Genomic DNA, 19,253 nt, shown 5'->3' with positions numbered 1-19,253 from the left:
GTCCATCGCGAGCAGGCTCGCTCCTACAAGAGGCGCTGTCTCATATATCCCGCAAATCTGATTCATGGATGGGCTGATCACGGTGCGTCGCCCGCTGGTATTGCGCCGGCCAGATGGCTTTGCGTCCGCCGAGATCGTCATCCGCGTGCAGCGGCCAGTAAGGATCACGCAACAACTCGCGGGCCAGGAAAATGATATCCGCCTGACAGGTGCGCAGAATGTGCTCGGCCTGAGCCGGCTCGGTGATCATTCCTACGGTGCCAGTCGCGATTTCCGATTCCTTGCGAACCCGCTCGGCGAAGCGGGTCTGATAACCAGGCCCAGTGGGAATTTCCGCATTCGCCGCCGTGCCGCCGGACGAAACATCGATCAGGTCCACACCCAGCGCCTTGAGCCGCCGCGCCAGCTCGACGGTTTCATCGGGATTCCAGCCGTCCTCCACCCAGTCAGTGGCCGAAACCCGGACAAACAGCGGCAACTCTTCGGGCCACACCGCGCGCACCGCTTCGGTGACTTGCAGCACCAGGCGGATGCGATTTTCGAATGAGCCGCCGTACTGATCGCGCCGTTGATTACTCAAGGGCGAAAGAAACTGGTGCAACAGATAACCATGGGCCGCATGCACCTCGACCACTTTGAAACCGGCGATCAGCGCGCGCTTGGCCGAATCGACGAAGGCCTGAATGACGTTGGCGATTTCGCCGTCATCAAGCTGCCTGGGCTGAGTGTGCTGGGGGTCGAACGCGATCGGTGACGGACCGACCGGAAGCCAGCCGCCCTCTTCAATCTTGACGCTGCCATGCTTGCCCAGCCACGGCCGATAGGTGCTGGCCTTTCGCCCTGCGTGCGCCAACTGGATACCCGCAACGGCGCCTTGGGCAGCAATGAAACGGGTGATGCGTTGCAGCGGCTCGATTTGCTCATCGTTCCACAAACCAAGGTCTTGCGCGGTGATGCGCCCGTCGGCCGTGACCGCCGTGGCTTCGGTGAACACCAGTCCGGCCCCGCCGATGGCGCGGCTGCCGAGGTGGACCAGGTGCCAGTCATTGGCCAGGCCATCCACACTGGAATACTGGCACATCGGTGATACCGCAATGCGGTTGAGCAGGGTCAGTTGACGAAGGGTATAGGGTTCAAGCAGCAGACTCATGGGGCACCTCTCGAATCAGTGGTCAGGCTCCAGGGTTCTGTTTGAAAAGTCGACGAGTGACAGGAAATAGGTGCAGCACCCGCCCCCGCGGGCAAAAAATTCGACAAGACGTCACAAGGATTATCAAGCAGTGCTTAGAGCCTAGTCGACAATGGGGGATGGGGAAGGGTTCAGGAATGAAACAGACAATCCGCACACAGCACAGTCCTTGTGGCGAGGGAGCTTGCTCCCTCGCCACAAAACCTATCGCGGTTCGATGTGGGCAATCATCAGTTGAACGGTCTCGTTGCCGCGGAACTCGTTGACGTCGAGCTTGTAGGCCAACTCCACCCACTTGATGGTCGGATTCGGCCAGATATCGCGGTCGATACCAAAGGCAATGCCATCGAGCTTGACCGAACCACATTCGCTTCTGAGTACCACCTTGAGGTGCCGTTCGCCGACGACGCGCTGCTCGACTAACTGGAACACCCCGTGAAACAGCGGCTCCGGAAAGTGTTGCCCCCAGGGACCGGCGTGACGCAGCGCGCGGGCCAGTTCCAAGTGAAACTCCTCGACCGCCAGGGTGCCGTCCGACAGCAGACGCCCGGTCAGGTCTTCTTCGCGCAATTGCCTGCGTACCTCGGCGTCAAAGGCTTCGGCGAACAGCGGAAAATTCGCTTCCGGCAGCGTCAGACCGGCGGCCATGGCATGGCCACCGTATTTGCTGATCAGGTTCGGATGCTGCGCCGCTACCACGCTCAGGGCATCGCGAATATGGAAGCCCTGGACCGAACGCCCCGACCCCTTGAGCAGCCCGTCTCCCGCATCGGCAAAGGCAATGGTCGGACGGAAATAGCGATCTTTCATACGCGAGGCGAGGATGCCGATGACCCCCTGATGCCACTCGGGATCGAACAGACACAGACCAAACGGCATGGAATCCACCGGCAAATCCTTGAGCTGAGCCAGCGCTTCACGCTGCATGCCCTGCTCGATGGATTTGCGGTCCTGGTTCATGCCGTCGAGCTGAGCGGCCATCTCGCGGGCCAGCGCCACATCCTCGGTCAGCAGGCATTCGATGCCCAGGCTCATGTCATCCAGGCGCCCCGCTGCGTTCAGGCGCGGGCCGACAATGAATCCCAGGTCGGTGGAGGTGATGCGCGCCGGCTCACGCTTGGCCACTTCGAGAATCGCCTTGATGCCCGGCCGCGCACGTCCGGCGCGAATCCGCTCGAGGCCCTGGTGCACCAGAATCCGGTTGTTGGCATCCAGCGGCACCACGTCGGCCACGCTGCCCAGCGCCACGAGGTCGAGCAATTCGCCGATGTTCGGCTGTGGCTTGCTCTCGTACCAGCCCAGGCTGCGCAAGCGCGCGCGCAAGGCCATCAGCACATAGAAAATCACACCAACGCCGGCCAGCGCCTTGCTCGGGAACTCACAACCTGGCTGGTTCGGATTGACGATGGCATCGGCCTGGGGCAATTCATCACCGGGCAAGTGGTGGTCGGTGACCAGCACCTTGAGGCCGGCCTTTTTCGCCGCCGCCACGCCATCGACGCTGGAGATGCCGTTGTCCACGGTGATCAACAGCTGTGGCTGACGCTCCAGCGCCACGGCAACGATCTCCGGCGTCAGGCCGTAACCGTAGTCAAAACGGTTGGGCACCAGGTAATCGACATGGGCCGCGCCCAGCAAACGCAGGCCCAGCGTGCCCACGGTACTGGCCGTCGCGCCATCGGCGTCGAAATCGCCGACGATCAGAATCCGTTGCCGCTGTTCGAGCGCGGTCACCAGCAGGTCCACGGCAGCATCAATGCCCTTGAGCTGCTGGAACGGAATCAGCCGCGCCAGACTCTTGTCCAGTTCGACTGCGGATTGCACGCCCCGCGCGGCGTAGAGTCGGGTCAGCAGAGGTGGAATATCACCCAGCAATGGCAAGGGGTCGGGCAACAGGCGAGATTCAATGCGCATGGGGTGACAGGAGCTTCTCTTCAGTACGTGGGATAAAGGCGCATGACGCGGTCCAGCGGCGAACGATCAGCCGCGTTCGCCGGCCAGCCACTGCAACTGGACTTCATGCTGACCACGGTCGTCAGTGACGAAAATCGTCCCTTCACTGATCATCACGTCCCACTTGATAACGCGAGGCATGTCCTTGGCCAGGGTTTCCAGCACTTCCTGGGGCACGGCGGCGATGTTGACGTTTTTCAGGTTTTTGATCGCCGGGATCACCTTGCCTTCCCAGACGCGCAGGCTGCCGTAGGCCAGCAGGCTGGTGCGTTCGGTGCGACGCGAACACCAGGTCAGGCGCTCGGCATCCGGCTGGCCGACTTCGATCCAGTGCAGGACACGGTCATCCAGGCTTTTTTCCCACAAGGCCGGTTCATCCACTTCTGAAAGACCACGGCCAAAGGACAGCTGCTCGTTGTACCAGAGGGCATAGGCCAGCAGGCGCACGGTCATACGCTCTTCGGTTTCCGAAGGGTGACGGGCGATGGTCTGCTTGACGCTCTCGTAAACGCTGCGGTCAAGGTCGGTGAGGTTCAGTTCAAACTTGTAAGTCGTGGACGGCTGGGCCATGAACGGGCTTCTTGATACGAGGAAAGTCGGCAAGTCTAACCGATGCGGCAGGCAATCAACGAATAGAAGGCGATCTACCTTGAGCGCCTGACCGTCGGCTATGTTAAAAGTCTGTATTCGCTCAGTCTTTTGTCCTATAGGATTTAGTATGCCGCTCACCGCCAAACCGCTCTCAGGTCTGAAAGTCATCGAATTGGGCACTCTGATTGCCGGTCCGTTTGCCTCGCGCATCTGCGCTGAATTCGGTGCCGACGTGGTCAAGATCGAGTCCCCGGACGGTGGCGATCCGCTGCGCAAGTGGCGCAAGTTGTACGAAGGGACTTCGCTGTGGTGGTTCGTTCAGGCGCGCAACAAAAAATCCCTGACGCTAAACCTCAAGCATCCGGATGGCCTGGCCATTCTGAAAAAACTGCTCAGTGAAGCGGACATCCTGATCGAAAACTTCCGCCCCGGCGTGCTGGAAAAACTGGGGCTGGGCTGGGAGGTCTTGCACGCGCTGAACCCGAAACTGGTCATGGTGCGACTCTCGGGCTTTGGCCAGACCGGACCGATGAAGGATCAGCCGGGGTTTGGAGCGGTGGGCGAATCCATGGGTGGCCTGCGTTACATCACCGGGTTCGAAGATCGGCCGCCGGTGCGCACCGGGATTTCCATTGGTGATTCGATCGCCGCGCTCTGGGGCGTGATCGGCGCACTGATGGCCCTGCGTCATCGCGAGGTCAACGGTGGCCAGGGCCAAGTCGTCGATGTGGCGTTGTATGAAGCGATCTTCGCCATGATGGAAAGCATGGTCCCGGAATTTGATGTTTTCGGCTTTATTCGCGAACGCACCGGCAACATCATGCCCGGTATTACCCCCTCCTCGATCCACACCAGCGCCGACGGCAAACATGTGCAGATCGGCGCCAATGGCGATGCGATTTTCAAACGCTTCATGATGATCATCGGTCGCGAAGACTTGGCCAATGACCCGGCCCTGGCCAGCAACGACGGACGCGACAGCCGCCGCGACGAGATCTACGGGGTGATTGATCGCTGGGTCAACTCGTTGCCGCTGGACACCGTCATTGAGCGCTTGAAACAGGCCGATGTACCGGCCAGCCGCATCTTCAGCGCGGAAGACATGTTCAGCGACCCGCAATACCTTGCGCGGGAAATGTTCCTGCAGGCCAAACTTCCTGACGGCAAAGGCTTCAAGATGCCGGGGATTGTGCCGAAACTCTCAGAGACACCCGGTGAATGTGAATGGGTCGGGCCGCAACTGGGTGAGCATAACGCACAGGTACTCCAGGAACTTGGCTATGACGCGTCGCAGATCGCACAACTGCGCAAAGACGGAGCCATCTGAGCTGAAGCGTCTGCTGGCGCGGTCAATCAAGCACTGCCTGCCACTCAACAGGCGGGTGTTGTTTGCGTTGGTGAGCATGTGGCTGATCAGCGGACTGACCTTGTTGCCGATGCTGGCACAAGCCGGGGAATCCCTGGTCTGGCTGAAGCGGGACCTGCCGCCACTGTTTATTTTCGAAGGACCGGACAAGAATCAGGGAGTCATTGATCAGCTGTTGCGACAGCTAATCGCCGGCATGCCCCAGTACCAGCACAGCGTAAAGAAAGTCAATCGTGCCCGCGGACTGCAAATGCTCCGTGAATCGGCGCTCACGTGCGATGCAGCGCTGAATTGGAGCAAGGAGCGCGATAACTGGATCGCGTTTTCCGTTCCGGTCTTCCGCGCCATGAGCAATGGCTTGGCCGTGCGCCGTGGCGATCGGGAGGTGTTGACGCCTTTCATCAAGGATGGAGAGGTGGATCTGGCGACCCTGCTGGCCAATGGCAGCGTAACGCTGGGGATTATTGCCGAACGCAACTACGGCGAGTTTATCGATGCACTGCTCAAACAAGCCCCCCCTCAAGCACTGACACTGCACTACGGTAACGACGCGCTGGGTAGCCTGCTTCAGATGCAACGCCTGGGGCGCCTGCACCTGTTGCTGGGCTACCGACCGGAGATCCGCTACCAGGCTCAGCGACAAGGGATCGACGAGGATGAATTGCAGTTCTATCCGATTCGCGGCACCGGCAAGTACCTGTCTGGCTACATCGGCTGTACCGACACGCCCCAAGGCCGACAGGCAATCATCGAGATCAATCAACTACTGCATAACCTGCCTCGCGATGACCTGAGCGAGGCCTACGCCGCCTGGCTCGACCCGGAAAGTCGCAGCGAGTATCTGCAGGCGTCCAAGGAATTTTTTGAGCAGCAGGCCGGGCACTGATAACCACCCGACAAAAAGAAACCCCGAGAAGTGGGGAGACGACTCGGGGTTAAACGTGGCCTATCTATAGACCAGTGGCAGCAAGCTACAAGCACCGGAGCACAATGCTTGATCCTGCTGTTAAAAGATCTGACTGATCCGGGCGCAGGAAGGTTCCCACAAAAAACACTTTCAATTCCGGCGGGCCAGCAACTTGTCTTGAGCTGCATGGCGCAATGCCGCAATGACACAGGGCTCCAGCCGTCCTTCCGCAATCAGCACATCGCGATGCAAACCGTCGACCACATCCGTGAGCAGACGCCTATCACTCAATTGGGCCTGGTTGAACTCGCGTTCGACCACAACCGCCCCCATCGTATTCGTCAATGACACCCGGCATTCACCATGAATACCCGACGGGGTCAGTGTTACCTGGTACGGGCTCAGAGCCTCACCGAGCAAGAGACTGATACTTTCCATCTCGATCACCACTCAATAGTCCGAAACAAAGTGCCTGGGGCATCTCTACAGTAAATGACCGCTGGCCCGAGAAGAAAGTTCTGAAAACCGGTTGGCGGGACGCTGCGCCTCCCGTCGATAGAGCATGCATGCCAAAGATGACAGAGAAAAAACAAGCGCATCACGCCCGTCGGATGCGCTGGTCGATATCAGCCCAGCCCCCGAGCAAACCTCGCAGCTGGCCGTCCGAACTGTAAAACGGCACCGTCCATTGATAGATGTCCCTGAGGCCATTCATGAACAGCAATTGCCGCTCACTGAAGTGCGACTTGCGAGTCGCCAGTTGAGCCATGAACTCGGTATGCAACAGTTCAGCGGTCGCTTTGGGCAACACATCGAGTTCAATCAGTTGGCGACCCTGCATTTGATCGAAACGGGTCGACAACCTCTCTTCATAGCTTTTATTGCACATGATCAAACGCCCTTGCAGATCCCGGACGAAAATCGGATCAGGCATGGCGTCAATCAACGCGCGCTGGAACGCGAGCTGATCACTGAGGCTTTTCTCAGCCTGTGCCCGTTGCTGGACCAACGCTGCCAACCGGCGATTCCAGAGTAAGGACAGCAACCCGAAGAGGCCGGCGATAACGACTCCCCAGCAGCCCCACTCGGCAATCCGTTGACCGACGGTGCGTACTGGCGTTGGTGTTATCCCATTGAACCATTTCTGGCGAATGGCACGTAATTCGGCGGGAGGAAACGCCTCAAGCGCCTTGTTGAGGATGCTCAGCAACTGCGGCTGACCTTGACGCACTGCCAGGTAGTCCGGGTCCCACTTGCCCTCGACGATATGGCCCGCCTGAAGCAATCCCGAGGGAAAAAGTTGAGCGCCGATCTCGTTTTCGATAGTTGCATGGGCCAGCCCGCTTTCGACCCAGGCGCGGGCCTCGGCGCTGGTCTTGACAGAGCGCAGCTCAATGGCTGGATATTCGCGCCGAATCAATGCCTCCAGGGCGTGGCGGGTCGGCAACACCAACACTCTTTTTGCCAACTGGTGCAGCGATTGCACTGGTGGCTCCCCGGCCCGACCGACGAACACCCAGCCAGCACCACCAAACGCATAGCTGAAGTCCAGAAACGCTTTGCGCTCATCATTCATCGAGAGCGTGGTGCTCATGTCCGCAGCCCCCCTCTCCAGACTTCCCAGCATCTGATCGATCGAAAAGGACTCGGCATGAACAAACTGCAAACCGGTCATGGCACTGATGCGATCAAGCAAATCCCTGTTCAAGCCACTCCAATGGCCATGCTCATCCTTGAACAGGTACAGCGGGTACTCCAGTGATGCGACGATGACGCGCGGATGCTCGGTAATCCATTTCAGCTCTTGAGCGTCCAGCCTGATCGTCTTCACGGGCTCAGGAGCCACCGAATGTGAGGCCAGCCCCCATTGGGAGAACACCAGGGCGCCAAGCAACAACAGCCAGCATGGGACTGACCTTGACCTTCTGAAAAACAGCATTGCCACTTCCTTGATGATCAGCTCGCCCGTCCTTCATGGGCGACTCTTCCCGGCAAGTGTGGCATGCAGAAACAAGAAAGCCCGTCAGGAGACGGGCTTCAATTTGTGACAGCTTTTGCCGTTACAAAGGCTTGCCACGGTTGCCATGCTGACTGACAAAGGCCTGTACGGCTTTCAAGTCATTCGGCAACACGGTGCACCGCTCATCTCGCTCAAACAAATCAGAAAGATGTGCAGGGAGTTCGAGTGCTTTTCCTACACCGGCTTTTTCCACGGCGTCCGGGAATTTGACCGGGTGGGCGGTGCCCAGGATCACCATCGGAATATCCAGGCTACGACGGCATTCCCGCGCGGCCTTCACGCCGATGGCGGTGTGCGGATCCAGCACTTCACCGGTCTGTTCATAGACTTCGGCGATGGTTTCGCAGGTTTGTGCATCATCCACTGCCAGCGAATCGAACAGTTTGCGTGCTTCGGTCCAGCGCTCCTGCTCGACGCTGAAACCGCCACCTTGCTTGAAGCTGTCCATCAACCCGGCGATCGCCGCGCCGTTGCGACCGTGAAGGTCGAACAGCAGACGCTCGAAGTTCGAGGACACCATGATGTCCATGGAGGGCGACAGGGTGGCGTGCAAGGTTTCCTTGACGTACTGATTGCCGCTCATGAAGCGGTGCAGGATGTCGTTGCGGTTGGTGGCGACGATCAACTGGTTGATCGGCAGGCCCATGTTGCGCGCCAGGTAACCGGCAAAAATGTCGCCGAAGTTGCCGGTCGGGACCGAGAACGACACCGAACGCGCCGGGCCACCCAATTGAAGCGCCGCGTAGAAGTAGTAAACGATCTGGGCCATGATCCGCGCCCAGTTGATCGAGTTCACGGCCACCAGGCGAGTGCCCTTGAGGAAGCCCTGGTCGGCGAAGCTCGCCTTGACCATTTCCTGGCAGTCATCGAAGTTGCCTTCGATCGCGATGTTGTGGATGTTCTCGCCGAAGATGGTGGTCATCTGCCGACGCTGCACTTCCGATACGCGATTGTGCGGGTGCAGGATGAAGATATCGACGTTTTCGCAGTGCTTGCAGCCTTCGATGGCGGCCGAACCGGTATCACCGGAAGTCGCACCGACGATCACCACGCGCTCGCCGCGCTTTTCCAGCACGTAGTCGAGCAGGCGACCGAGCAGTTGCAGGGCGAAGTCCTTGAACGCCAGGGTAGGGCCGTGGAACAGCTCCAGCACCCACTCATTGCCATTCAACTGACGCAGCGGTGCAACGGCGCTGTGGGCAAATACGCCGTAGGTCTCTTCAAGAATCTTTTTGAAATCGGCGTCCGGAATGCTGCCGGTGACGAACGGGCGCATGACCCGGAACGCCAGCTCGTGATAGGGCAGGCCGGCCCAGGAAGCGATCTCTTCCTGGGTGAAACGTGGCAGGTTTTCCGGGACGTACAGACCGCCATCGGTGGCCAGACCGGCCAGCAGGACGTCTTCGAAATTCAGGGCCGGTGCCTGGCCGCGGGTACTGATGTAGCGCATAAGGGCAAACCTTTGGTTTGGAGCTTCAGCTTCAAGCTTCGAGCTGCAAGTCAAAAGCGGATTGGCTCTTGCTTGCAGCTTGTGGCTTGTGGCTTGCAGCTGCTGTTAGTTCAGATGTTCGACGCGGATCCGTACGACAGGACCCACAACGCCAGCCAAGGCTTCCAGGGCGGTGATCGCGTCGTTGATGTGCTGCTCCAGCACACGGTGGGTCAGCAGGATCATCGGCACCAGGCCGTCGTGTTCTTCGACTTCCTTCTGCATGATCGATTCGATGTTGATACCGCGTTCCGACAGGATGCTCGCGACTTGCGCCAGCACGCCCGGATGGTCCTTGGCCTGAATGCGCAGGTAGTAGGCGCTTTCGCAGGCTTCGATCGGCAGGATCGGGTGCGCCGACAGCGAATCCGGCTGGAAGGCCAGGTGCGGCACGCGGTTTTCCGGATCGGAAGTCATGGCGCGAACGACATCCACCAGGTCAGCAATGACCGACGAAGCCGTCGGTTCCATGCCGGCACCGGCACCGTAGAACAGGGTCGAGCCGGCCGCATCACCGTTGACCATGACCGCGTTCATCACGCCGTTGACGTTGGCGATCAACCGATCGGCCGGGATCAGCGTCGGGTGTACGCGCAGCTCAATACCGGCCGCGGTGCTGCGCGCCACGCCCAGGTGCTTGATGCGATAGCCCAGCGCTTCGGCATAGTTCACGTCAGCGGTGGTCAGCTTGGTGATGCCTTCGGTGTAGGCCTTGTCGAATTGCAGCGGGATACCGAAGGCGATGGACGCCAGGATCGTCAGCTTGTGCGCCGCGTCGATGCCTTCAACGTCGAAGGTCGGATCCGCTTCGGCATAACCCAGAGCTTGCGCCTCGGCCAGCACGTCTTCGAAGGTGCGACCCTTTTCGCGCATCTCGGTCAGGATAAAGTTACCGGTGCCGTTGATGATCCCGGCCACCCAGTTGATACGGTTGGCCGACAGGCCTTCGCGAATCGCCTTGATCACCGGGATGCCACCCGCCACGGCCGCTTCGAACGCAACGATCACGCCCTTTTCGCGAGCCTTGGCGAAAATTTCGTTACCGTGAACGGCGATAAGCGCCTTGTTCGCGGTGACCACATGCTTGCCATTCTCGATGGCCTTGAGTACCAGCTCACGGGCAACGGTGTAGCCGCCCATCAGCTCTATAACGATGTCGATCTCAGGGTTCGTGGCCACTTCGAAGACATCGTTGGTAATCGCAATACCGGTCGTTTGGAACTGAGGCTTTGGCGTGCGCATGGCAATTTGTGCCACTTCGATTCCACGCCCGGCACGACGAGCAATTTCCTCGGCGTTGCGCTGAAGTACGTTGAAGGTACCGCCACCGACGGTTCCTAACCCACAGATGCCTACTTTGACCGGTTTCACTGTGAACTCCCCATAAAACGGCCGACTCAAGGCCGGCCGTGAAAACAACCGCATGCTCGCGGCTCTCTATTGATGGCCCGGCCAATGCTGCTGCCGGACCATGATCGTCAATGGCTGACCGTGACGATGCGAATTTACTTCGCGCCCAACGCCAGTTTGGCGACTTGTGGCGCAGGCTGGTAGCCCGGAATGACCTGACCGTCGGCCAAAACGATGGCCGGCGTACCGTTCACGCCAATCGACTGGCCGAGGGCGAACTGTTTGGAAACCGGGTTATCGCACTTGGCGGCCTTGATTTCCTTGCCGTCGACCATCTTGTCCATGGCCGCTTTCTTGTCTTTCGAGCACCAAACCGCTTGCAACTGTTCGTCACCCGGCGAGCCCAGGCCCTGGCGCGGGAACGCAACATAACGCACCTCGATGCCGCGCTTGTTCAGCTCAGGCACTTCGGCGTGCAGTTTGTGGCAGTACGGGCAGGTCGTGTCGGTGAACACGGTGATGTGCGACTTGGTTTCGCCAATGGCCGGGTAAACCACGGTTTCAGCGACCGGAATCTCATTGATCAACTTGGAGATGCCAAGGCGCTCGGTCTTCTCGGTCAGGTTGACCGGCTTGCCATCCTTGAGCTGGAACAGGTAGCCCTGAACCACGTACTGGCCATCGGCACTGGCATACAGCACGCGGCTGCCCTTCAATTTGACTTCGTACAGGCCCGGCAGCGGGCTGGCGGTGATGCTTTCTACCGGCACTTCAAGCTGGAGGTTTTCCAGGCTTTTACGGATGGCTTTGTCGGCCGCGTCATCGGCGACGGCAAAGGTGCTGACCAACGCAATGGCGGCGGCAGCGAAAATCTGGGTCAGACGCATGAGAACTCCTGAAGGCGGACAAATGGGACGATCAGAACGCCCGTGCCGAAACACCGGGTCATAACCGCCCATCGTGCAAACCGACAAAGCCTACCACATAAGGCAACGGTGTCCGACTCCCGGTGATGCAAGGCTTTGACGACTGCTTTATGTGGGAGCGAGCTGGCTCGCGATAGCGGTCAGTCAGGCGCCATTAATGTTGGAGTTCAGGCCTCATCGCGAGCCAGATCCACAGGACTTTCATTAGCCTCTAGGGTGGTGCTTGGCGTGCAAGTCCTGCAACCGCGCCCGGGCAACATGGGTATAGATCTGGGTGGTCGACAAATCGCTGTGCCCCAGCAGCATCTGCACCACCCGAAGGTCGGCACCGTGGTTGAGCAAGTGCGTGGCGAAAGCATGTCGCAATGTGTGCGGCGACAGCGACTTGCCGATTCCCGCGACTTTCGCCTGATGCTTGATCCGATGCCAGAACGTCTGGCGGGTCATCTGCTCGCCGCGCTGACTGGGGAACAAGACATCGCTGGGACGCCCGCCAAGCAGCTCGCCACGCCCATCGCGCATGTAGCGCTCGACCCAGACAATCGCCTCCTCTCCCATCGGTACCAGTCGCTCCTTGCTGCCTTTGCCCATCACTCGCAAGACGCCTTGGCGCAGATTGACCTGCTCCAGCGTCAGGCTGATCAGTTCCGTTACCCGAAGGCCGCAGGCATAAAGCACTTCCAGCATGGCGCGGTCGCGCTGTCCGATGGCTTCGCTCAAATCAGGCGCCTTCAACAGTGCTTCTACATCGGCCTCCGACAAGGATTTGGGCAGCGGCCTGCCGAGCTGCGGCATATCGATGCGGAGTGTCGGGTCAACAGCGATCAGCTTTTCCCGCAGCAAATAGCGATAGAAGCCACGCACTCCGGAGAGAAATCGTGCGGTTGAACGGGGTTTGTAGTTTTGCTCCACACGCCAGGCCAGGTGGTCGAGGATCAACTCGCGTCCGGCGTTGGCCAACTCCAGCCCCTTTTCCTGCAACCAGCCGTTGAACAGGGCCAGATCACTGCGATAGGCATCGCGGGTGTTATCGGAAAGCCCCTTCTCCAACCATAGTGCGTCGAGGAACTGGTCTATTAATGGATGTTCGATGGCAGGCATGGGCACTCAAAACACACGGCCTTGAAACGGCGCGTAAAAATTCAGGAGGACGGTAGAAACGGTCGCTAGTCTTTCATAGCCAGCCACTGCACGAAACAGGGAGCTTGAATGAGTGGACAGCAAATTGTGTTGGCATTCTGGCCGGTCCCGCTTTGCACCAATGCGCCTGCGCGCGCATCGCGCAAGGTTCTGTTGCAACCGGGCAGTCGAGTGGACTCTGCTGACGTTGATTCAGCCCGAGGCAGGGCAGGCTCGACAGCACGGGGATCTGCTCAAGCGTCGCTAAATCACAGGCAACAAAAAAGCAGCCCGTAGGCTGCTTTTTTTCTGCATCGGAAGCTGGACTTAAGCCAGTTTTTCCTTGATGCGAGCTGCTTTACCGGACAGGTCACGCAGGTAGTACAGCTTGGCTTTACGTACGTCACCGCGACGCTTAACGGCCATGCTGTCGATTTGCGGGCTGTAGGTCTGGAAAGTACGCTCTACGCCAACACCGTTGGAGATTTTACGAACGGTGAATGCACTGTTTACGCCGCGGTTACGCTTGGCGATAACAACGCCTTCGAACGCTTGCAGACGCGAACGGTCGCCTTCCTTCACTTTCACCTGAACGACAATGGTGTCGCCCGGGGCAAAGGTAGGGATCTCTTTGGTCATCTGCTCTGCTTCGAGTGCAAGGATGATTTTGTTAGTCATGCTGTGCTCCTAAGGTAAATCGTCGGATCTACCATCGATACGTTGTTAACTATCGTCCCGCTCGCGGATATATTCCTCGAGCAGCTTCTTCTCTTCTCCAGAAAGCGAGCGGCTTTCCAGAAGATCGGCGCGTCGTTCATAGGTCCGACCAAGGGACTGCTGTAAACGCCAACGCCGGATGTGCGCGTGATTGCCACTTAGCAATACGTCGGGAACACGCTGATCCGCATACACCTCCGGTCGGGTGTAGTGCGGGCAATCCAGCAAACCATCCGTAAAGGAATCTTCCTCGGCGGAGTCCGCATGCCCTAAAGCTCCAGGCAGCAGTCGTGTAACCGCATCGATCAGGACCATCGCCGGCAGCTCACCGCCAGACAGTACATAGTCGCCAATCGACCACTCTTCATCGACATGAGCTTCAATAAACCGCTCGTCAATGCCTTCATAGCGGCCGGCAATGAGGATCAATGCATCCAGATTCGCCAACTCGCGTACCGCCGACTGAGTCAGTTGACGGCCTTGGGGCGACAGGTAAATCACCTTCGCACCCTCCCCGGCGGCGGCTTTGGCTTGAACCAGAGCGTCTTCCAGGGGCTTGATCTTCATCACCATGCCCGGACCACCGCCAAATGGGCGATCATCCACAGTGTGATGTCGATCCGTCGTGTAGTCTCGCGGATTCCAACAGGTGAGCTGCAAGAGCCCCTGTTTCACCGCACGACTGGTGATGCCGTACTCGCTGATGGCGGAGAACATCTCGGGAAACAAACTGATCACTTCTACGCGCAAGTTAGCCACGCTTAGAAATCCGCGTCCCAATCCACCTTCATCTCGCCCGCGGCCAGGTCGACGGCCAACACGCATTGCTCGGTATAGGGCAACAGGCGTTCGCGATCATCCAGGCTGCCAGCGCAAGGCTTGACCACCATTACATCATTCGAGCCGGTCTCGAGCAGGTGATCGATCTTCCCGAACAGCTGTCCGAGGGTGTCGATAACCTTGAGACCTTCCAGCTGGTACCAGTAGTACTCGCCGTCGGTCAGTTCAGGGAACAGGTTGCGCGGCACGCAGATCTCATAACCGGCCAGAAGACGAGCTTCTTCACGATCATCGAGACCCTTGAGCTTTGCGACCAGGAACTTGTCGTTCCCGCGTCCGCTGACCAGCTCTACCTGCTTTACATTGCCGTCACGCTTGAGCGTCCAGGTTTTGTAATCCAGCAGGTTCTTAATCGGATCAGTAAAGGAGTACACCTTCACTTCGCCGCGAACGCCGTGAACCGAGTAAATCTTGCCGATAACGATCAAATCATCAGCAACAGCTGGCGTCGCGTTCATATTGCTCAGGCCGCAGCCTTAGCAGATTCCTTCAACAACTGAGCAACGCGCTCAGAAGGTTGTGCACCAACGCTCAGCCAGTAGGCTACGCGCTCTTGGTTCACGGACAGACGGACTTCTTGACCACGAGCAACAGGGTTGAAGAAACCAACCTGTTCCTTGTGCGAACCGTCGCGCGGGTTGCGGCTGTCGGTTACGGTCAAGTGGTAAAACGGGCGCTTTTTGGAGCCGCCAAGGGCAAGACGGATTGTTAGCATGTGAACATCGTTCCTGTAGTCGGTGCTGCAAATCTAAATGCACAGCGGGCATGGGTGCCCGAAAGGCCGCATATTCTAAGGAATATCCGGACTTTTGCAAATGCCTTTTTCCGGCACCTATCAAAGTGCCATTCAGATCTGCCATAGAGCCGTCGTTAAAAACGGCCGGTCAGCTCCCGCCTAATGCGGGTTTGCTGGAGATCCCACTTCCCTGTGGGGCTGCGCCGACATGACTGCCGGCGCGAATTCTTTACATTTTCGGCATGCCGCCGCCGGGCAACATACCGCCCATGCCGCGCATCATTTTGGCCATCCCGCCTTTCGCCGAGAATTTCTTCATCATCTTCTGCATCTGCTTGTGCTGCTTGATCAAGCGACCGATGTCCTGCACTTGTGTGCCGGAACCCATGGCGATACGACGCTTGCGCGAACCGCTGATCAGCTCAGGGTCACGGCGCTCGGCCGGGGTCATGGAGTTGATGATGGCTTCCATCTGCTTGAATTGCTTCTCTGCCGCGCTCTGGGCGTTGCCCATCTGCGCCAGGTTCACACCGCCCATGTTCGGCAGCTTGTCCATGAGGCCGCCGAGGCCGCCCATGTTTTTCATCTGTTGCAGCTGATCACGGAAGTCTTCGAGGTCGAAACCCTTGCCCTTCTTCAGCTTCTTGGCCAGCTTGTCGGCCTTGTCCTTGTCGAGGGTCGCTTCTGCCTGTTCGATCAGGCTGAGCACGTCACCCATGCCGAGGATCCGCGAGGCGATACGCTCAGGGTGGAACGGATCGAGCGCTTCGCTCTTCTCGCCCATACCGATGAACTTGATCGGCTTGCCGGTGATGGCGCGCACCGAAAGGGCCGCACCGCCACGGGCGTCACCGTCGACCTTGGTCAGGATCACACCGGTCAATGGCAGCGCATCGCCGAAGGCCTTGGCCGTGTTGGCGGCATCCTGGCCGGTCATGGCGTCGACCACGAACAGGGTCTCGACCGGGTTGATCGCAGCATGCAGCGCCTTGATCTCGCCCATCATCTCTTCATCGATGTGCAGGCGACCGGCGGTATCGACGATCACCACATCGATGAATTTGAGTTTCGCTTCTTTAATAGCTGCTTGCGCGATCTCGACCGGCTTCTGGGTCAGGTCGGAAGGGAAGAAAGTGACGCCGACTTCGCCTGCGAGCATTTCCAGCTGTTTGATCGCCGCTGGACGGTATACGTCAGCGGACACGACCATGACCGACTTCTTCTTGCGCTCTTTAAGGAAGCGCGCGAGCTTGCCGGCGGTGGTGGTTTTACCAGCGCCCTGCAAACCGGCCATCAGAATCACGGCAGGCGGAACGGCGCTCAGGTTCAGGTCTTCGTTGGCTGCGCCCATCAGGCTTTCGAGTTCGGCCTGGACGATTTTCACGAAGGCCTGGCCTGGCGTCAGACTGCGCGACACCTCGGTACCGACAGCGCGTTCCTTGACCGAGTTGACGAAGTCTTTGACCACCGGCAAGGCGACGTCGGCTTCGAGCAACGCCATGCGCACTTCACGCAGGGTGTCTTTGATGTTGTCCTCGGTCAGCTTGGCCTTGCCGGTGACATGGCGCAGCGTCTGCGAGAGACGGTCGGTTAAGTTTTCAAACATTGCGCGATCCTTTCAGGCCCTGTGTAGACCGGGATAGTGGCGGCCCGTACCGGACTAAAACGTGTACTCGGCGAGCCTGCGGCGTGGGCAGGTCGCGGATTATAGCGAAGACTGCGTCTGGCGGACACCTCGCACTTTCGTGCCGTGTGGGTTCTATGCCAAACTCATCGGCTTTCGGGCTTGCCTAACAGGACTTATGCTCCCTTTGTCACCCAGCTTGCTAACCACTCTCGCCGCCGCCTGCTTGTATGCCGCTGCGACTTTCTATCAGGGCACTCGCCTGGCCAACGGCGCCAAGGCGAACAAACGGCTGCTCGTCACGCTCGGCGTGCTGGCGGTACTGGCTCATGGCGCCAGCCTGGTCACTCATCTGCTGACGCCAATCGGCCTGGGGCTGGACTTTTTCAGCGCCGCCAGCCTGATTGCCGCGGCCGTCATAGCCCTGACCCTGCTCGCCTGCTCACGCATACCGGTGGAAAACCTGCTGGTGCTGTTGTTCCCACTGGGGGCCGCGACGGCGCTTCTGGCACAGTTTGCGCCCGCCGGTACCGTGCAGATCATTGACGAAGCACCGGGCATCCTCGCTCACATCCTGCTGTCGATCCTCGCCTACGGCATGTTTACCATTGCGGTGTTCCAGGCCTTGCTGTTGCTGATTCAGGACCATCAACTCAAGCACAAACACCCGTCGGGGCTGATCAAGAACTTCCCGCCGCTGCAAACCATGGAAAGCCTGCTGTTCGGCTTTCTCTGGGCCGGCTGGACCCTGCTGTCCCTGTCGCTGATCTCGGGCTGGCTGTTCGTCGAAAACCTTTTCGCCCAGCATCTGGTGCACAAAACCTTGCTGGCCTGCCTGGCCTGGATCGTCTTCAGCGTACTGCTCTGGGGCCGTAACCGCCTCGGCTGGCGCGGACACAAGGCCATTCGCTGGACCCTTGCCGGTTTCTGCCTGCTGATGCTGGCGTATTTCGGCAGCAAGCTGGTTCGTGAATACATCCTGCACATCTGACGGGCGGCATAAATGGACGACTTGCCCATAGGGCCGATGCTCGCAGTAGTGGCCCTGTTGATTTTATGGTCGGGGCTGTTCACCGCCATTGAAGCCGCTCACCAGCACGTACTGGCCAAGCGCGTCGCCTCACGTTCAAGCGACAAACCGCTGACCAGGCTGAGCTTTCCGCTCAACAGCCTGATCTTGTGCAACACCCTGTGTCGCACGCTGGTGGTGGTCATCTGTACATTGCTGGCCCTTTTCACCTGGGCCGAAAAGGGGCCGTGGGTCGCGTGCCTCGGCGCGAGCGCCATCTTGCTGGTGTTCGCCGACTACCTGCCACGCGCCCTCGCCGCCCGCCATCCGGATGCGATTCTGGCCCTGGGCAACAACCTGCTGCGCATCCCGCTGAAGCTCATCTACCCGGCGGCATGGCTGCTCAACGCCACCAGCCAATTGCTGCTGAGACCGCTCGAGCGCAAAGCCAAAGTGGTGCAACAAAGCGAAGACGAACCACCGAAAGCCCAGTACGACGATCGCGAACCCGCCATCTGCCGCCCGCACTCGCTGCCTGGCATCCATGCGCTGGACAACATCACGGTCAACGACATTCTGGTGCCGCGCAGTGAAGTCGACGGGATCAACCTCGACGATCCGATCGAGGAAATCATCGAGCAACTGCGCCACAACAAGCGCACCCGCCTGCCGGTGTTCCACAGTGATATCAATCAGGTCGAAGCCGTACTCAACACCCGGCAAATCGGCCACCTGCTACCCGACGCGAGCCTGACCCTGGAAGCGCTGCTGGCTGCCAGTCGCGAACCGTACTTCGTGCCTGAAAGCACTCCCTTGCAACTGCAACTGCTGAATTTCCACAAACAGCAACGCCGCCTGGGCATGGTGGTCGACGAGTACGGCGAAGTGCTCGGCATCGTGACCCTGGAAGACATTCTCGAAGAAATCGTCGGCGAGTTCGAAAGCCAGCAAAGCCTGAACAACCCGCACATCCACCCCCAGGCCGATGGCCGCTTGGTGATCGACGGTGCAGCGTCGATACGCGAACTGAACAAGAGCCTTGGCTGGCACCTGCCAAGCGATGGCCCGAAGACCTTGAACGGCCTGGTGACCGAAGCGCTGGAAACGATTCCCGAGAGCGCGGTTTGCCTGAAGATCGGTCGGTACCGACTGGAAATTCTCGAGACCGAGGACAATCGGGTGACTCGGGTACTGATCTGGCAGACCACCCCACTGCCGGTGGTTATCTAGGATTCAGCGCAACTTCCCCACAAAAAACCGCGAAAACCCGGCCACTTGTTAGATCGTTAGCCACCTTCCTATAATCGAGCCGCTTACCCAAGCCTCGCTACACCCGTGCTACCCGCACCCCGCTCCAAACCCACATCCCTGGGTATCAACCATAATAATTCGCTCCACTGGGGCACATGACTGTCAG

General features: G+C 59.1%; 18 protein-coding genes. 4 read left to right on the top strand and 14 right to left on the bottom strand.

The window, feature by feature from the left end:
- Positions 1-40: 40 nt before the first annotated feature.
- The 3 genes from ACX3YD_RS04730 to ACX3YD_RS04720 form a co-directional block, all read right to left on the bottom strand.
- On the bottom strand, positions 41-1,150 hold the full coding sequence (locus ACX3YD_RS04730) for an NADH:flavin oxidoreductase/NADH oxidase (protein WP_103403887.1): 1,110 nt from the start codon (positions 1,148-1,150) through the stop codon (positions 41-43).
- Between the two features lie 243 nt (positions 1,151-1,393).
- Positions 1,394-3,103 (bottom strand): single-stranded-DNA-specific exonuclease RecJ, encoded by a 1,710-nt coding sequence (gene recJ / locus ACX3YD_RS04725; protein ID WP_458959359.1) that lies wholly within the window; start codon positions 3,101-3,103, stop codon positions 1,394-1,396.
- Positions 3,104-3,169: 66 nt separating this feature from the next.
- A complete protein-coding gene (locus ACX3YD_RS04720; protein ID WP_047532723.1) occupies positions 3,170-3,712 on the bottom strand; it encodes a YaeQ family protein in 543 nt (180 codons plus the stop codon).
- Positions 3,713-3,860: 148 nt separating this feature from the next.
- Here ACX3YD_RS04720 and ACX3YD_RS04715 point away from each other — a divergent pair, with 148 nt between their 5' ends.
- On the top strand, positions 3,861-5,060 hold the full coding sequence (locus tag ACX3YD_RS04715; RefSeq protein WP_458959358.1) for a CaiB/BaiF CoA transferase family protein: 1,200 nt from the start codon (positions 3,861-3,863) through the stop codon (positions 5,058-5,060).
- Positions 5,014-5,985 carry a TIGR02285 family protein gene (locus ACX3YD_RS04710; RefSeq protein ID WP_103403885.1) on the top strand — a complete coding sequence of 324 codons (972 nt, stop codon included), beginning with the start codon at positions 5,014-5,016 and terminating at the stop codon, positions 5,983-5,985. Before ACX3YD_RS04715 ends, ACX3YD_RS04710 begins: the two co-directional genes overlap by 47 nt.
- A gap of 171 nt (positions 5,986-6,156) precedes the next feature.
- On the opposite strand, the gene ACX3YD_RS04705 is transcribed toward ACX3YD_RS04710, so the two are convergent.
- The 11 genes from ACX3YD_RS04705 to ffh all read right to left on the bottom strand — a co-directional run bounded on the left by ACX3YD_RS04705 (position 6,157) and on the right by ffh (position 16,809).
- Positions 6,157-6,444 (bottom strand): DUF3509 domain-containing protein, encoded by a 288-nt coding sequence (locus tag ACX3YD_RS04705; RefSeq protein ID WP_047532730.1) that lies wholly within the window; start codon positions 6,442-6,444, stop codon positions 6,157-6,159.
- Between the two features lie 160 nt (positions 6,445-6,604).
- Positions 6,605-7,945: a transporter substrate-binding domain-containing protein gene (locus ACX3YD_RS04700; protein WP_458959357.1), complete on the bottom strand. Its 1,341-nt coding sequence runs from the start codon at positions 7,943-7,945 to the stop codon at positions 6,605-6,607.
- Between the two features lie 121 nt (positions 7,946-8,066).
- Positions 8,067-9,476 carry a threonine synthase gene (thrC, locus tag ACX3YD_RS04695; protein WP_047532735.1) on the bottom strand — a complete coding sequence of 470 codons (1,410 nt, stop codon included), beginning with the start codon at positions 9,474-9,476 and terminating at the stop codon, positions 8,067-8,069.
- Positions 9,477-9,581: 105 nt separating this feature from the next.
- Positions 9,582-10,886 carry a homoserine dehydrogenase gene (locus ACX3YD_RS04690; protein ID WP_047539052.1) on the bottom strand — a complete coding sequence of 435 codons (1,305 nt, stop codon included), beginning with the start codon at positions 10,884-10,886 and terminating at the stop codon, positions 9,582-9,584.
- Positions 10,887-11,020: 134 nt separating this feature from the next.
- Positions 11,021-11,752, bottom strand: a complete 732-nt coding sequence (gene dsbC / locus ACX3YD_RS04685) for a bifunctional protein-disulfide isomerase/oxidoreductase DsbC (protein ID WP_047532736.1) — start codon at positions 11,750-11,752, stop codon at positions 11,021-11,023.
- 243 nt (positions 11,753-11,995) lie between these two features.
- Positions 11,996-12,892, bottom strand: a complete 897-nt coding sequence (xerD, locus tag ACX3YD_RS04680) for a site-specific tyrosine recombinase XerD (RefSeq protein ID WP_103403883.1) — start codon at positions 12,890-12,892, stop codon at positions 11,996-11,998.
- 345 nt (positions 12,893-13,237) lie between these two features.
- Positions 13,238-13,588, bottom strand: coding sequence for a 50S ribosomal protein L19 (rplS, locus tag ACX3YD_RS04675; protein ID WP_003175895.1), 351 nt, complete (start codon positions 13,586-13,588; stop codon positions 13,238-13,240).
- A gap of 45 nt (positions 13,589-13,633) precedes the next feature.
- Positions 13,634-14,386: a tRNA (guanosine(37)-N1)-methyltransferase TrmD gene (trmD, locus tag ACX3YD_RS04670; RefSeq protein WP_047532757.1), complete on the bottom strand. Its 753-nt coding sequence runs from the start codon at positions 14,384-14,386 to the stop codon at positions 13,634-13,636.
- Positions 14,387-14,388: 2 nt separating this feature from the next.
- Positions 14,389-14,925 carry a ribosome maturation factor RimM gene (gene rimM / locus ACX3YD_RS04665; protein ID WP_007972729.1) on the bottom strand — a complete coding sequence of 179 codons (537 nt, stop codon included), beginning with the start codon at positions 14,923-14,925 and terminating at the stop codon, positions 14,389-14,391.
- Positions 14,926-14,930: 5 nt separating this feature from the next.
- Positions 14,931-15,182, bottom strand: coding sequence for a 30S ribosomal protein S16 (gene rpsP / locus ACX3YD_RS04660; protein WP_003198088.1), 252 nt, complete (start codon positions 15,180-15,182; stop codon positions 14,931-14,933).
- 250 nt (positions 15,183-15,432) lie between these two features.
- Positions 15,433-16,809 carry a signal recognition particle protein gene (ffh, locus tag ACX3YD_RS04655; RefSeq protein ID WP_090324937.1) on the bottom strand — a complete coding sequence of 459 codons (1,377 nt, stop codon included), beginning with the start codon at positions 16,807-16,809 and terminating at the stop codon, positions 15,433-15,435.
- 196 nt (positions 16,810-17,005) lie between these two features.
- On the opposite strand from ffh, the gene ACX3YD_RS04650 reads away from it, so the two are divergent.
- Together ACX3YD_RS04650 and ACX3YD_RS04645 are read left to right on the top strand one after the other, a co-directional pair.
- Positions 17,006-17,818 carry a cytochrome C assembly family protein gene (locus ACX3YD_RS04650; protein ID WP_047532765.1) on the top strand — a complete coding sequence of 271 codons (813 nt, stop codon included), beginning with the start codon at positions 17,006-17,008 and terminating at the stop codon, positions 17,816-17,818.
- A gap of 12 nt (positions 17,819-17,830) precedes the next feature.
- Positions 17,831-19,066, top strand: coding sequence for a transporter associated domain-containing protein (locus ACX3YD_RS04645; protein ID WP_458959356.1), 1,236 nt, complete (start codon positions 17,831-17,833; stop codon positions 19,064-19,066).
- Positions 19,067-19,253 lie beyond the last annotated feature (187 nt).

The organism is Pseudomonas fluorescens group sp. PF-1 (assembly GCF_054481335.1).
This window is presented reverse-complemented; position numbering and strand designations above follow the sequence as displayed.

Excerpts from the sequence above, each read along its gene's own strand:
- ACX3YD_RS04645 (WP_458959356.1), top strand. The coding sequence starts at position 17,831 with ATGGACGACTTGCCCATAGGGCCGATGCTCGCAGTAGTGGCCCTGTTG.
- ACX3YD_RS04715 (WP_458959358.1), top strand. The coding sequence starts at position 3,861 with ATGCCGCTCACCGCCAAACCGCTCTCAGGTCTGAAAGTCATCGAATTG.
- xerD (WP_103403883.1), bottom strand. The coding sequence starts at position 12,892 with ATGCCTGCCATCGAACATCCATTAATAGACCAGTTCCTCGACGCACTA.
- ACX3YD_RS04720 (WP_047532723.1), bottom strand. The coding sequence starts at position 3,712 with ATGGCCCAGCCGTCCACGACTTACAAGTTTGAACTGAACCTCACCGAC.
- rplS (WP_003175895.1), bottom strand. The coding sequence starts at position 13,588 with ATGACTAACAAAATCATCCTTGCACTCGAAGCAGAGCAGATGACCAAA.
- ACX3YD_RS04710 (WP_103403885.1), top strand. The coding sequence starts at position 5,014 with ATGACGCGTCGCAGATCGCACAACTGCGCAAAGACGGAGCCATCTGAG.
- rpsP (WP_003198088.1), bottom strand. The coding sequence starts at position 15,182 with ATGCTAACAATCCGTCTTGCCCTTGGCGGCTCCAAAAAGCGCCCGTTT.
- thrC (WP_047532735.1), bottom strand. The coding sequence starts at position 9,476 with ATGCGCTACATCAGTACCCGCGGCCAGGCACCGGCCCTGAATTTCGAA.
- ACX3YD_RS04700 (WP_458959357.1), bottom strand. The coding sequence starts at position 7,945 with ATGCTGTTTTTCAGAAGGTCAAGGTCAGTCCCATGCTGGCTGTTGTTG.
- dsbC (WP_047532736.1), bottom strand. The coding sequence starts at position 11,752 with ATGCGTCTGACCCAGATTTTCGCTGCCGCCGCCATTGCGTTGGTCAGC.
- ACX3YD_RS04705 (WP_047532730.1), bottom strand. The coding sequence starts at position 6,444 with ATGGAAAGTATCAGTCTCTTGCTCGGTGAGGCTCTGAGCCCGTACCAG.
- rimM (WP_007972729.1), bottom strand. The coding sequence starts at position 14,925 with ATGAACGCGACGCCAGCTGTTGCTGATGATTTGATCGTTATCGGCAAG.
- ACX3YD_RS04650 (WP_047532765.1), top strand. The coding sequence starts at position 17,006 with ATGCTCCCTTTGTCACCCAGCTTGCTAACCACTCTCGCCGCCGCCTGC.
- ACX3YD_RS04730 (WP_103403887.1), bottom strand. The coding sequence starts at position 1,150 with ATGAGTCTGCTGCTTGAACCCTATACCCTTCGTCAACTGACCCTGCTC.
- ffh (WP_090324937.1), bottom strand. The coding sequence starts at position 16,809 with ATGTTTGAAAACTTAACCGACCGTCTCTCGCAGACGCTGCGCCATGTC.
- recJ (WP_458959359.1), bottom strand. The coding sequence starts at position 3,103 with ATGCGCATTGAATCTCGCCTGTTGCCCGACCCCTTGCCATTGCTGGGT.